This window comes from Aeromonas sp. sif0611, assembly GCF_019218845.1.
Lineage (GTDB): Bacteria > Pseudomonadota > Gammaproteobacteria > Enterobacterales > Aeromonadaceae > Aeromonas > Aeromonas media.
The window spans coordinates 359369-372593 of the sequence record NZ_JAHUWU010000002.1 but is presented as its reverse complement, the minus strand read 5'-3'; the positions used below and the strand labels follow the sequence as shown (position 1 = coordinate 372593).

At 63.1% G+C, this 13225-nt stretch carries 13 protein-coding genes; 10 read left to right on the top strand and 3 right to left on the bottom strand.

Features of this window, described 5'->3' with window-relative positions; all coding sequences use genetic code 11:
- Positions 1-24: 24 nt before the first annotated feature.
- The 7 genes from dnaK (at position 25) to KW824_RS06575 (ending at position 9931) form a co-directional block, all read left to right on the top strand.
- Positions 25-1950: a molecular chaperone DnaK gene (dnaK, locus tag KW824_RS06605; RefSeq protein WP_041205360.1), complete on the top strand. Its 1926-nt coding sequence runs from the start codon at positions 25-27 to the stop codon at positions 1948-1950.
- Between the two features lie 112 nt (positions 1951-2062).
- Positions 2063-3199: a molecular chaperone DnaJ gene (gene dnaJ / locus KW824_RS06600; RefSeq protein WP_005330311.1), complete on the top strand. Its 1137-nt coding sequence runs from the start codon at positions 2063-2065 to the stop codon at positions 3197-3199.
- 262 nt (positions 3200-3461) lie between these two features.
- The gene (locus tag KW824_RS06595; protein WP_218409330.1) at positions 3462-4952 is read left to right on the top strand and encodes a carbohydrate porin; all 1491 of its coding nucleotides are present in this window, start codon (positions 3462-3464) and stop codon (positions 4950-4952) included.
- Positions 4953-5064: 112 nt separating this feature from the next.
- Positions 5065-6042, top strand: a complete 978-nt coding sequence (locus KW824_RS06590) for an aminoimidazole riboside kinase (protein WP_218409329.1) — start codon at positions 5065-5067, stop codon at positions 6040-6042.
- A 71-nt stretch (positions 6043-6113) separates the two neighbouring features.
- Entirely contained in the window at positions 6114-7478 is a 1365-nt protein-coding gene (locus KW824_RS06585) for a sucrose-specific PTS transporter subunit IIBC (RefSeq protein WP_218409328.1), read from the top strand.
- Positions 7478-8893: a sucrose-6-phosphate hydrolase gene (locus KW824_RS06580; protein WP_218409327.1), complete on the top strand. Its 1416-nt coding sequence runs from the start codon at positions 7478-7480 to the stop codon at positions 8891-8893. The genes KW824_RS06585 and KW824_RS06580 overlap by 1 nt, the downstream gene beginning before the upstream one ends.
- A gap of 27 nt (positions 8894-8920) precedes the next feature.
- On the top strand, positions 8921-9931 hold the full coding sequence (locus KW824_RS06575; protein ID WP_218409326.1) for a substrate-binding domain-containing protein: 1011 nt from the start codon (positions 8921-8923) through the stop codon (positions 9929-9931).
- 86 nt (positions 9932-10017) lie between these two features.
- Here KW824_RS06575 and KW824_RS06570 read toward each other — a convergent pair whose 3' ends face one another.
- The 3 genes from KW824_RS06570 to KW824_RS06560 form a co-directional block, all read right to left on the bottom strand.
- Positions 10018-10746 carry an MgtC/SapB family protein gene (locus KW824_RS06570; protein ID WP_042649827.1) on the bottom strand — a complete coding sequence of 243 codons (729 nt, stop codon included), beginning with the start codon at positions 10744-10746 and terminating at the stop codon, positions 10018-10020.
- Positions 10747-10984: 238 nt separating this feature from the next.
- Positions 10985-11389: a hypothetical protein gene (locus KW824_RS06565; RefSeq protein WP_139751149.1), complete on the bottom strand. Its 405-nt coding sequence runs from the start codon at positions 11387-11389 to the stop codon at positions 10985-10987.
- A gap of 365 nt (positions 11390-11754) precedes the next feature.
- On the bottom strand, positions 11755-11940 hold the full coding sequence (locus KW824_RS06560; protein WP_043132505.1) for a DUF2892 domain-containing protein: 186 nt from the start codon (positions 11938-11940) through the stop codon (positions 11755-11757).
- A gap of 92 nt (positions 11941-12032) precedes the next feature.
- Between KW824_RS06560 and KW824_RS06555 the strand changes: the two genes are divergently transcribed.
- The 3 genes from KW824_RS06555 to KW824_RS06545 are packed head-to-tail and all read left to right on the top strand — an operon-like array spanning position 12033 to position 13220.
- Positions 12033-12347 carry a helix-turn-helix transcriptional regulator gene (locus tag KW824_RS06555; RefSeq protein ID WP_218409325.1) on the top strand — a complete coding sequence of 105 codons (315 nt, stop codon included), beginning with the start codon at positions 12033-12035 and terminating at the stop codon, positions 12345-12347.
- Complete coding sequence (locus KW824_RS06550; RefSeq protein ID WP_043132509.1) at positions 12347-12760, top strand: YeeE/YedE family protein; 414 nt, start codon at positions 12347-12349, stop codon at positions 12758-12760. Before KW824_RS06555 ends, KW824_RS06550 begins: the two co-directional genes overlap by 1 nt.
- 13 nt (positions 12761-12773) lie before the next feature.
- Positions 12774-13220 carry a YeeE/YedE family protein gene (locus KW824_RS06545; protein ID WP_218409324.1) on the top strand — a complete coding sequence of 149 codons (447 nt, stop codon included), beginning with the start codon at positions 12774-12776 and terminating at the stop codon, positions 13218-13220.
- The last annotated feature ends 5 nt before the right edge of the window (positions 13221-13225 follow it).

The following is a 13225-nucleotide window of genomic DNA, read 5'->3' as shown; positions in this document are numbered from 1 at the left end:
TCAAAGTATTTGGAGATTCGTCAAATGGGTAAAATCATCGGTATTGACCTGGGTACTACCAACTCCTGCGTTGCTATTCTGGATGGCGACCATGCTCGCGTGATCGAGAACGCGGAAGGCGACCGTACTACTCCGTCCATCATTGCCTATGCCGATGACGGCGAAATCCTGGTTGGTCAGCCGGCCAAGCGCCAAGCCATCACCAACCCGAAAAACACGCTGTTCGCCATCAAGCGTCTGATTGGCCGTCGTTTCGAAGATGAAGAAGTACAGCGCGATCTGAAGATCATGCCGTACGCCATCGCCAAGGCTGACAACGGTGACGCCTGGGTAGAAGTCAAAGGCAAGAAGATGGCACCGCCGCAGATCTCTGCCGAAGTGCTGAAGAAGATGAAGAAGACCGCCGAGGATTACCTGGGCGAGCCGGTGACCGAAGCCGTCATCACAGTACCGGCCTACTTCAACGACGCCCAGCGTCAGGCCACCAAGGATGCCGGTCGCATCGCCGGTCTGGATGTAAAACGCATCATCAACGAACCGACTGCTGCGGCCTTCGCCTATGGCGTGAACAAGGTCAAGGGCGAGCGCAAGGTTGCCGTGTATGACCTGGGCGGTGGTACCTTCGATATCTCCATCATCGAGATCGATGAAGTTGAAGGTGAGACCACCTTCGAAGTGCTGGCGACCAACGGTAACACCCACCTGGGTGGTGAAGACTTCGACAACCGCGTCATCAACTATCTGGTAGACGAGTTCAAGCGCGAGCAGGGCATCGACCTGCGCAACGACCAGCTGGCTCTGCAGCGTCTGAAAGATGCCGCCGAGAAAGCCAAGATCGAGCTCTCTTCCGCCCAGCAGACCGACGTGAACCTGCCGTACATCACTGCAGATGCCACAGGTCCGAAGCACATGAACATCAAGGTGACCCGCGCCAAGCTGGAATCCCTGGTGGAAGACATGGTGAAAGACTCCCTGGAGCCGGTCCGTGTCGCCCTGAAAGACTCCGGTCTGGCGGTTGGCGAAATCGACGACGTCATCCTGGTGGGCGGTCAGACCCGTATGCCGCTGGTTCAGAAGACCGTTGCCGACTTCTTTGGCAAAGAGCCGCGCAAAGACGTCAACCCGGACGAAGCCGTGGCCATGGGTGCCGCCATCCAGGGTGCCGTACTGTCCGGTGACAAGACCGACGTACTGCTGCTGGACGTGACCCCGCTGTCGCTGGGTATCGAGACCATGGGCAGCGTGATGACTGCGCTGATCGAGAAGAACACCACCATTCCGACCAAGAAGTCCCAGGTGTTCTCCACTGCCGAAGATAACCAGTCTGCCGTGACCATTCACGTGCTGCAGGGTGAGCGCAAGCGCGCCAGCGACAACAAGTCCCTGGGCCAGTTCAACCTGGAAGGCATCCGTCCGGCACCGCGCGGTCTGCCGCAGATCGAAGTGACCTTCGACATCGACGCCAACGGCATCCTGCACGTCTCTGCGAAAGACAAGGAGACCAACAAGGAGCAGAAGATCACCATCCAGGCCTCCTCTGGTCTGTCTGATGACGAGATCGAACGCATGGTACGCGAGGCGGAAGCCAACGCGGCGGAAGACAAGAAGTTCGAAGAGCTGGTGCAGACCCGCAACCAGGCTGACGGTCTGGTCCACTCGGTACGCAAGCAGGTGACTGAAGCCGGTGACGCCCTGCCAAGCGATGACAAGACCAAGATCGAGACTGCATTGTCCGAGCTGGAAGCCGCCATCAAGGGTGACGACAAGGCTGCCATCGAAGCCAAGCAACAGGCCCTGATGGAAGCGTCCCAGAAGCTGATGGAGATTGCCCAGCAGCAGGCTCAGGCGCAAGGCGCCGGTGCCGAGGCCGGTCAGTCCTCTTCTTCCGCCAAGGCTGACGACGACGTGGTTGACGCCGAGTTCGAAGAAGTGAAAGACGACAAGAAATAAGCCCAACCCAGATGGGCAGAGCAGACTCTGCCCATCGGCTCAGTCAATGATTTCACGGGCGTTGGGTAACCAACGCCCGTCTGCATAACGGCTCAAGTAGAACAGGATGAGTATGTCGAAGCGCGATTTCTACGAAGTGCTCGGGGTATCGAAAGGTGCCGACGAGCGCGAGATCAAGAAGGCGTACAAGCGTCTGGCGATGAAGTATCACCCGGATCGCAATCAGGGTGATGCCGCATCGGAAGAGAAGTTCAAAGAGGTCAAGGAAGCCTACGAGGTCCTGACCGACGAGAACCTGCGTGCCCGCTATGACCAGTACGGTCATGCCGGCGTGGATCAGAGCCAGGGCGGCGGCCATGGCGGCTTCGGCGGTGGTGCCGATTTCGGTGACATCTTCGGCGATGTGTTTGGTGACATCTTCGGCGGTCGTGGCGGTGGTCGTCGCGGCCCGGCCCGTGGCTCCGACCTGCGCTACAACATGGAGTTGACGCTGGAAGAGGCGGTGCGCGGGGTCTCCAAGGAGATCAAGATCCCGAGCCAGGTCCACTGCGAGGTGTGCAACGGGTCCGGTGCACACACCGGCAGCCAGGCCCATACCTGCCCGACCTGCCACGGCTCAGGTCAGGTACAGATGCGCCAGGGCTTCTTCGCGGTGCAGCAGGCCTGCCCCCACTGTCACGGTCGCGGCAAGATCATCAAGGATCCGTGCCGCAAGTGCCATGGGGAAGGGCGCTACCAGAAGACCAAGACACTGTCGGTGAAGATCCCGGCGGGCGTCGACACCGGGGATCGCATCCGTCTCTCCGGCGAAGGGGAAGCGGGGGAGGCCGGTGCACCGGCCGGGGATCTCTACGTACAGGTCCACGTGAAGGAGCACGAGATCTTCGTGCGTGACGGCAACGATCTCTACTGCGAGGTGCCCATCAGCTTCACCACTGCGGCGCTGGGCGGCGAGATCGAAGTGCCGACCCTGGATGGCCGGGTCAAGCTCAAGGTCACGGCGGAAACCCAGACCGGCAAGCTGTTCCGCCTGCGGGGCAAGGGCGTCAAGTCCGTACGCTCCGGCCAGGTCGGGGATCTGATGTGCAAGGTGGTGATCGAGACTCCGGTCAAGCTGACCGAGACCCAGAAAGATCTGCTGCGCCAGCTGGACGAGTCCTTCAGCGGTGCCGCCGCCAAGACTCACAAGCCGAAATCCGAAGGCTTCTTCGAAGGGGTGAAACGCTTCTTCGACGACCTGACCAAGTAACCGCGACCCGCGTGACCCAAGCCGGCCTTCAGTGCCGGCTTTCTTTTTGCCTGCAATTTGCCCCGGATCCGCCCTATTGAGTGGATCCCGATGAGGGATCCTCCTCACAACTCCCGTCGGTTTTCCCTGTGCAAACGTTACGCTGATCACAAGTGGCTGAAACGGTTTAGCTGGCATATTGAGTTGGCTAAAGCGGTTTAGCTATTCTCTGTTCGTTCATAACAACAGCGCCCGGACGGGCGGCAGATGACAGGTGAGGAAGATGACGATGTTCAAGAGCAAGTTGGCGCTGGCGGTAGCGCTGGGATTGGGGATGAGCAGCCCGCTGTGGGCGGCCGAGGGCGGTATAGAGGCGCGTATGGCTGCGCTGGAGGCGCGAGTGCAGGCGGCAGAGTCCCGCGCCGCCGCCGCCGAAGCGCGGGCAGATGAGGCCCAGAGCAAGGCGAGCGAGGCCCGGGAGACAGCCGTGGTGGCCAAGGCCCAGAGCGAGAAGGTGGACAAGCAGACCGCCGGTGCCCAGGGCTTCGAGTTTCACGGCTACGCCCGCTCCGGCCTGCTGGTCAACAGCAACGGCAACGGCGGGCGCGGCGGTCCCTACGTGACGCCAGCCGGCTCTGTGGGCGGGGCCGTGGGTCGCCTTGGCAACGAGGATGACACCTACATGGAGGCCAACCTGCTGAAGACCCAGACCTTCGACGATGGCAGCTGGGCCCGCTACAAGCTGATGCTGGCGGACGGGGTGGAGACCAGCAACGACTGGACCGCCAGCGATTCCAGCCTCAACACCCGCCAGGTGTTTGCCGAGATCGGCGACCTGGCGAGCTTCAGCGGCCCCTTCCAGCACTCGGTGCTCTGGGCGGGCAAGCGCTTCGATCGGGACAACTTCGACATCCACTGGCTCGACTCGGACGTGGTCTTCCTGGCCGGGACCGGTGGCGGTGTCTACGACGTGCAGCTGGCCGACAGCTGGAAGGCGAACTTCTCCCTCTACGGGCGCGACTACGGCGACATCAGCGAGAGCGGCCTCTCGGACATAGAGAGCTACATCCTCACCATGAACAGCCGCTTCGGCAACTGGCAGTGGATGCTGAACGGCCTCTCCGCCAAGGACAACGAGGCGCGCATCAACGACGGCGGCGTTGGCAGCGAGGCGGCGAACAAGGGGGCGCACACCCTGGTGGCCTACCACGCCGACAGCTTCTTTGGCATCAACCCCGGCTTCTCCAAGGCGGCGGTGCTCTACGGTCATGGCCTGGGGGCCGAGCTCAAGGGGCTGGGCTCCGACAGCGAGTTGCTGGCGGACGCCGATGCGGTGCGCCTGGCAGTGTTCGGTGCAACCGATCTTGCTCCGCGCTGGCGTGTCGCCCCGGCCCTGCTGGCGGAGCAGAGCCAGGATCGTTACGTGAAGGGGGACGAGTACCGCTGGGTGACCCTCAATGGCCGCCTGGCCCAGGTGCTGAGCCAGAACGTGGAGCTGGTCTACGAGGCCGCCTGGCAGTATATGGACCTGGATCCCAAGGGCTACAAGGGACGTCAGGCGGTGAGCGGCAACTTCACCAAGCTCACCTTCGCGCCCACCTTCAAGGCGCAGACCGCCGGCTTCTTCGAGCGGCCCGAGTTGCGGGTATTCGCCACCTGGATGGACTGGTCCTCCGAGCTCGACAGCTACGCCAGCGACGACGCCATGGGCCAGAGCGATTTCACCGCCGGTGGTGAGTGGAACTTTGGCGTGCAGATGGAAACCTGGTTCTAGTTCGTTATCCCGATCACAAAAATGGCAGCAGGTGCCGGGATCTGTTGGTTAGCTAAAACGGTTTAGCTGATAATGCCGACCAAGAGAACAGAGCCCGGCTCTGGCAAATCCTGTGCAGCAGTGGAGTAGCAAGGTGACGAATCGTGTGTGGGTAATGGGGGATGCGGTGGTGGATCTTATCCCGGAAGGGGAGGTGCACTACCTCAAGTGTCCGGGCGGTGCGCCCGCCAATGTGGCGGTCGGGGTGGCACGGCTTGGTGGCGATGCGGCCTTTATCGGCCGGGTCGGCGCCGATCCGTTTGGCCGCTTTATGGCCGAGACCCTGGTGGCGGAGGGCGTCGATATCCGTCATCTGACCCAGGATCCGGCCCATCGCACCAGCACAGTGCTGGTTGCGCTCGATGACGAGGGTGAGCGCAGCTTCACCTTCATGGTGCGCCCCAGTGCCGATCAGTTCCTGAGCCCCGCCGATCTGCCGGTCTTCCAGGCCGGGCAGTGGCTGCTGACCTGCTCCATCGCCCTGGCCAACGAGCCGGTGCGCGGCAGCTGCCGGCAGGCCATGGCGGCCATCAAGGCGGCTGGCGGGCGGGTCTGCTTCGACCCCAACCTGAGGCCCGAAGTGTGGGGCAACCCGGCCGAGATGCTGCCCGTGGTGCGCGAAGCCATCGCCCTGGCGGACGTGGTCAAGCTCTCGGTGGAGGAGCTGCAACTGCTGAGCGGTCTGGACGATCTGGCCGCGGGCTTGGCCACCATACAAGGGCCCGCCCTGGTGCTGGTGACCCGGGGGGCGGCCGGTGTGGTGGCCCGTTTGGATGGCGAGTTGCTGGAGTGGATGGGGCCCAAGGTGACCCCGCTCGACACCACGGGGGCGGGGGATGCCTTTGTCGCCGGTCTCCTGGCGGCGCTGGCCGGGCGTTCGTCGCTGCCGACGCTGGTCGAGCTGCCCGCCATCCTGGCTCAGGCCCACGGCTGCGGGGCGCTCGCCACCACCGCCAAGGGGGCCATGACGGCGCTGCCCACCCGCACCCAGCTGGATGAATTTTTGCTATTGGGCGCGATCGAGCGCAAGCGGCCGTTGATCTGCGGCTAGAACCGCAGCTCGACAGCCCTTAATCTCATATGACAAGGGCCCGCCAACTGGCGGGTCATAAGAGGAATAATATGAATATCAGTGCGATAGCCAAGGATCTGGTGCCCCTGCTCGGGGGCAGTGAGAACATCGTCAGTGCCGCCCACTGCGCCACCCGGCTGCGGCTGGTGCTGGCGGACGACAGCAAGGTGAACAAGGCCGCCATCGACAAGCTGGACGGGGTCAAGGGGTGCTTCAGCAACGCGGGTCAAATTCAGGTGATCTTCGGCACCGGTCTGGTCAACAAGGTCTATGCGGAGTTTGTGGCGTTGACCGGTACAGGCACCGCCAGCAAGGCGGAGTTGACCGACATGGCGACGGCCAAGCTCAACGTGGCCCAGCGCCTGGCGCGGACCCTCTCCAACATCTTCGTCCCCATCATTCCAGCCATCGTCGCCTCGGGTCTGCTGATGGGGCTGCTCGGCATGGTGCGCACCTACGGCTGGGTCAATGCCGACAGCGCGCTGTTCGTCATGCTCGACATGTTCAGCTCGGCGGCCTTTATCATACTGCCGATCCTGATCGGCTTTACCGCGGCGCGGGAGTTTGGCGGCAACCCCTACCTCGGGGCAACGCTGGGGGGCATTCTGACCCACCCGGCCCTGACCAACGCCTGGGGCGTGGCGGGCGGCTTCAAGACCATGGACTTCTTCGGGCTGGATGTGGCCATGATCGGCTATCAGGGCACCGTCTTCCCGGTGCTGCTGGCGGTCTGGTTCATGTCGCACCTAGAGAAACAGCTGCGCAAGCGCATTCCGGACGCCCTGGATCTGATCCTCACCCCGTTCTTGACCGTCATCATCACCGGCTTCGTGGCGCTGCTCTTCATCGGCCCCGCCGGGCGCGTGTTGGGGGATGGCATCTCCTTCGGTCTGAGCGCCCTCTATGAGCAGGCGGGCTGGCTGGCGGGGCTGGTGTTTGGCGGCACTTATTCGCTGATTGTCATCACCGGCATCCATCACAGCTTCCACGCTATCGAGGCGGGGCTGCTCACCAATCCGGCCATAGGCGTCAACTTCCTGCTGCCCATCTGGGCCATGGCCAACGTGGCCCAGGGCGGGGCCTGCCTGGCAGTCTACTTCAAGACCCGCGATGTGAAGATCAAGGCCATTACCGTGCCGGCGGCCATGTCCTGCCTGCTCGGCATCACGGAAGCGGCGATCTTTGGCGTCAACCTGCGCTACATCAAACCCTTCCTGGCCGGTCTGTTCGGCGGGGCCTGCGGCGGTGCCTACGTGGTGGCCGCCAAGGTGGGCATGACGGCGGTGGGTCTGACTGGCATCCCCGGCATGGCCATCGTCCAGCCCATGAGCCTCATCCACTACGTCATCGGGCTGGTGATCGCCTTCGGTGCCGCCTTCGTCGCCTCCTACCTGCTCAAGTACAAGGTGGAGTGATGAAGGAAAGCCATTTTCTCAACCAGGTTGTCCGGTCACTGCTGGCCGGACAGCTCAAGGCGGCGGCCGATCCCCATCGGCCCCGCTGGCACCTGGCAGCTCCAGTGGGGCTGCTCAACGATCCCAACGGCTTTATCGAGCACGACGGGCGCTATCACCTCTTCTACCAGTGGAATCCGCTTGGCTGCGAGCATCGCAACAAGGGCTGGGGCCACGTCAGCTCCACCGATCTGCTGCACTGGCAGCACGAGCCGATGGCGCTCCTGCCCACCGAAGCCTATGAGAGCCACGGCTGCTATTCCGGCTCGGCGGTGAGCGACGAGCAGGGGTGCCTGACCCTCGTCTACACCGGCAACGTCAAATACCCGGATGGTAGCCGCACCGCCTATCAGTGTCTGGCCCGCGCCGACGGTGAGGGCGGCTTTGCCAAGCTGGGGCCTGTGCTCGATTTGCCGCAAGGCTACAGCGGCCATGTGCGAGACCCCAAGGTGTGGCACGACGGCCAGCAGTGGCTGATGGTGCTGGGAGCGCGCACCCTGGACGACAAGGGCGAGGTGCTGCTCTATCGCGGTGACACCCTGGAGGAGTGGCAACTAGTGGGCCCCATCGCCGGCAGCGGGCGCGGCGGTCTCGGTGAGTTTGGTTATATGTGGGAGTGCCCGGATCTGTTTGCGCTTGGTGAGCGCCATGTGCTGATCAGCTGCCCGCAGGGGATTGCCCCGGTGGGAGAGGATTATCGCAACCTCTATCAGTGCGGCTGGCTGGCGGGCAGCTTCGATGGCACGCACTTCGCCCACGGGGATTTCCACGAGCTGGACAGGGGCTTCGAGTTCTATGCGCCGCAAACCACCCAAGACAGTCAGGGGCGTCGCCTCTTGTTCGGCTGGCTGGGGCTGCCGGAGGAGAACGAGATGAGCCAGCCCACCATCCCCTATGGCTGGCTGCACCAGATGAGCTGCCCGCGGGAGCTGTTCTGGCAAGATGAGTGGCTCTGCCAGCGGCCGGTGGCGGAGCTTGAGGCGCTCAAGGGAGAGCGGACCCGTTTCGAGGGGACGCTCGGCGAGTTTCCGGGGCTGGCCATCGACTCGGCCTGGCTCGATCTGGATCTGTGCGGCGAGGGGAGCCTCTGGTTCGGCGCCGTGGCCGAACTGGTGTGGCAGCCGGGGCGTATCAATTTGCGGCGCCAGAACTGGCAGAGCGGGGAGTGGGAGACCCGCAGCAGCCCATGGGCTGGCGGGCGGATCACCGTGCTGTGCGATCGCTCCAGTCTGGAGTGTTTCATCGATGACGGTCGCCAGAGCCTGTCTGCGCGCTACTTCCCCGGAGAAAAGCCGCAACTTTCATCGGGTAACGGCGATGATGGCTGCAAAATTTGCCTTGATCACTGGCCGCTGGCGGCCTGCCTAGTACAATAGCCCGGTTCTAGTCAGCCGGGAGGCCAGGTGGAGAAGAAGAAACGGATCACGATTGCCCAGATAGCCGAACTGGCGGGGGTGTCCAAGGCGACCGCCAGTCTGGTGCTCAACGGCAAGAGTGCGGAGTACCGGATCGCCGACGATACCCGCAAGCGCATTCAGGCGGTGGCGGACGAGTGTCACTACCTGCCGAGCTTTCACGCCCGCTCCCTGCGCGAGACCCGCAGTTACACCTGGGGCCTGGTGATCCCCGATCTCACCAACTTCGGGTTTGCCAGCATAGCGCGCGCCCTCGAGGCCCACTGCCGGGAGGCGGGCATCCAGTTGCTGATCGCCTGCTCCGAGGATGATCCCGCCCTCGAGCAGCGGGTGGTGGACAACCTGATCAGCCGTCAGGTGGATGGGCTGATTGTTGCCTCCAGCGGCCACAGCGATGACATCTATGCCCGCATTCACGACCGCCTGCCGGTGGTACAGCTCGACCGTCACATCGGCGAGTCGCGCCTGCCCATGGTGATCTCGGATGCCTGCAAGGCCACCGCCGAACTGGTGCGGGACATGGCGAGCGAGTGCGGCGCCGAGATCTACTACTTCGGCGGCTTGCTGGATCTCTCCCCCAGCCGTCACCGGCTGGCGGGGTATGAGCTGGGGCTGCACCGTGCCGGACTGGAGGCAGACCCGGCCCGGGTGCGCCATAGAGACTATCAGCCGAGCTCAGGTTATCAGCTGATGGCCGAGCTGGTAGCCGAGCTCGGCGCACCGCCCCGCGGGCTCTTCACCGCCTCCTTCACCCTGCTGGAAGGGGTGCTGCGCTACCTCAATGAGGCGGGGTTGATGGAGACGGGGATGCGGCTCTGTACCTTCGACGATCACGACCTGCTTGACTGCATTCCCATGCGCATCGACTCGGTGGCGCAGGATTGTCCGGCGCTGGCCCGCGCTGCCTTCGAACTGATGCAGCAGCTGATTGCGGGTAACCCTCCTGCACAGACCGCCCAGGTGATCACCCCCCGGGTGCGCTGGCGCAGTCGCCACTAGTCACGCCGCTTCGCCCATCCCATATGAAAAAGCCCCGCCAATCCTGGCGGGGCTTTTTGTTGGCCGACATGGCGGGGCTGCACCCTTCAATCCGTGGTGCTGGCACGCCAGAAGATCTGCTTGATGCGGGGATGCTCTCCCAGCGTCTTCATCAAGGCGTCCAGCTCGTCGCCGTCGATGGAGGTGGCGAGCAGCACCGCCGAGATCTCGATGTCCTGGTCCCCGAACGGCTCGATATCCAGCTCGCTCAGGGGGTAGTTGGCCTGCTCCAGCTTCTGCTCAAGCCAGGGCAGCACCTCCTTCTGATGAGTGCGGCGGATGAGCGCCGTGACGCGGTAAGTCACCTCGGTGTCGGTATTGTCCACCGGATGACGGTTGATCTGATTGACCAGAGGGCGAAGCAGGGTGTTGGCGGCCAGCACGAACAGGGCACCGAGCACCGCCTCCATGGCGAATCCGGCGCCGCTGGCCGCCCCGACCGCCGCCACGCCCCACAGGGTGGCGGCGGTGTTGATGCCGCGGATGTTGCCCGATTCGCGCATGATGACGCCGGCACCGAGAAAGCCGATGCCGGAGACGATGTAGGCCACCACGTGCACCACTCCGTAGCTGCCGCCGTACAGGTCATAGATTCGTTGGGCCAGGTTGACGAACAGGGCAGCTCCCACGGCGACCAGCACGTTGGTGCGAAGGCCGGCGGTACGCTGTCGGTACTGACGCTCCAGTCCGACCAGGCTGCCCAGCACGAAGGCGAGCAACAGACTGGCGAGGGTGTCGAGCAGGGCGAGAAAATCGAGTTGTTGCCACATTCTCATGGGGTACTCCTTCTGATCAGTGATGGCCTCGCGCAATCCATGATGGCACGCCAGGTGAGATGGCGGATGAATCGCAAGGATGTGCGTGCGACAGGCCTGCATGAAAAATGCACGCTGGGACGCGGTTCGAATGCCCCTTGGCTCTGGCTCCGGGTACGCCAAGGGGGAAGGGAGCCTGCCTGGCCGGCCCCCGATAGTGCCGATGACCCGGATTACCGCGTGGGCAAGGTGAGCGCCGTCAGGTGCGCTCGGGATCGCCGCCGCGGCGCGGACGCAGTTCCCAGCGTACCGGATGGTCTGCCCCGACCTGATGGACAAATTGCACCAGATAGCGGCGCTGGGGCGGGGTGCACTGCAGGTTGAGCACCAGCTCACGCCCGCCACTGCGACCCGGTGTCATGGACTGCATGGGGTGCAGCCCGGCCGGTTGCAGGGTGTGGCTCACCATCTCCAATACCTGCTCCAGATCGGCGCGATCCTCGCAGCGGATCTGCAGCCGGTAGTGGTGCTGGCGCGGTTTGCCGCCCAGCCAGCGTGGCAGCATGCCAAGGCCGAGCTTGCTCAGCAGGGGATGAGCCCGGGTAGCAACGGAACCTGTTGCGACCGCGCGATCCGCAGCCGGTTTGATTGAGATAAAACGCATAGCAGCCTCCTTGTGGGAAGCAGAAACTATGCAGGCAAGGCGCCCGTGGCGGTTGGCCAGGGTCACCCGACGTCAAGTGTAAAAAGAGAAGAGGGGAGTAGATTTCCGCTTCTCGCAGGGCTGCGAGTTGCGGCAGAGGGACTCTGCGGCTAGCTCGCGACCGAGGTGCCGACGATGAGGGTCGGCGTGCATCTGTCACTTGATGAGTTGCCCACCGATGGTCTCCGCTAGTGATAAAGAGGCGACATGGTAGCCGATGTGGCAACTGGGGTAAACCCTGGGGCTCTGACAGCAACATATTGAAACAAAATGGGGTTTTACCACGAGGGAGCCACAGCTCCCTCGTTTTCATCGTCCGGTCTGGGCTATTTCATGCCCATGCGCTTCAGGATCATGGCGGCGGGGCAGAAGCCGGTGAACGCACTCTGTATCAGGTTGACCCCGACAAAGACGCTCAGCCAGACGAAGCCCGGGTGGACCCAGGCAGTGAGCAGCAGCGACAGCAGCAAGATGCAGCCTGCGACCACTCTGACTCCGTTATCGACTGTCATGTGTCTCTCCTCTTTTCTGGTTATTTAGTGGTTGCTAATTTAGTGTTGATTTATACAATAGACTAAATATCAGCAATTGCTAATTTATGCTTATGAGCCCATTCGACGAGATGCACAGACATGCGACAGCAGCCGCCTCCCTGCTCAAGGCGTTGGCCCACCCTGAGCGCCTGATGGTGCTCTGCCAGCTGGTGGAGGGGGAGAAGGGGGTCGGGGAGCTGTTGGCCCACAGCCAGCTCGGGCAGTCGGCCTTCTCCCAGCAACTGTCGGTATTGAAGCGCCAGGGCCTTATCCGTTCGCGCAAAGTCTCCCAGCAGATCTACTACTCCCTGGTGAGCGAGGCGGTCGCCGATGTGCTGGCGGCGCTGCAAACCCATTTTTGTCACTCAGAAAATAAGGAATCTTGATGATGGAAAGCCAATGGCTGCTCTCTTTGGGCGGCGGCATGCTGGCGGGGCTGTCGGCCCTGATCCTGATGTTGTTCAACGGCAGGGTTGCCGGGATCAGCGGCATTCTGGCCGGTGCGCTGCAACACCGGGCGCCCTGGCGGGTGCTGTTTTTGCTGGGGCTCGGGGCGGGCGCCTGGCTGGCGTTGACCCTGGGCTGGGCCAGCATGCCTGCATTCACCACGCTGCCCGGCTGGCCCGTTGTGCTGCTGGCCGGTCTGCTGGTCGGTATCGGTACCCGTCTTGGCAATGGCTGTACCAGCGGTCACGGTATTTGCGGCATTGGGCGGCTCTCCCTGCGTTCCATCGTCGCCACCCTGATCTTTATGGCGGCAGGCTTCATCACCGTCTTCGTCACTCATCATCTGCTGTAAGGAGCTGATCGCCATGAAGTTGCTGACAAGTTTGTTTGCGGGCCTGCTGTTCGGGCTGGGGATGGCCATCTCCGGCATGGTGGATCCCGCCCGGGTCACCGGTTTTCTCGATCTGGCCGGGGCCTGGGATCCCAGCCTCGCCTTCGTGATGGGAGGCGCCCTGCTGGTCTTTATGCCGGGTTATTTTCTGCTGGTGAAACCCCGCCGCCAGAGTCTGCTGGGAGATCCCATCGTCGCCGTCCCCACCCCCAGGCTGGATCGCCGCCTGATCGGCGGGGCCGCGCTGTTTGGCATCGGCTGGGGTCTGGTGGGCATTTGCCCGGGGCCAGCCTTGAGTCTCATTTCCAGCGGGCAGCCCATGATAATGTTGTTTATAGCGGCCATGGTGGCCGGGATCTTGCTGGTCGACCGGGTGCTGGTTTACGCATGGAACAAGGCTCGCCAGCCCCATACCGCCTGATCCCG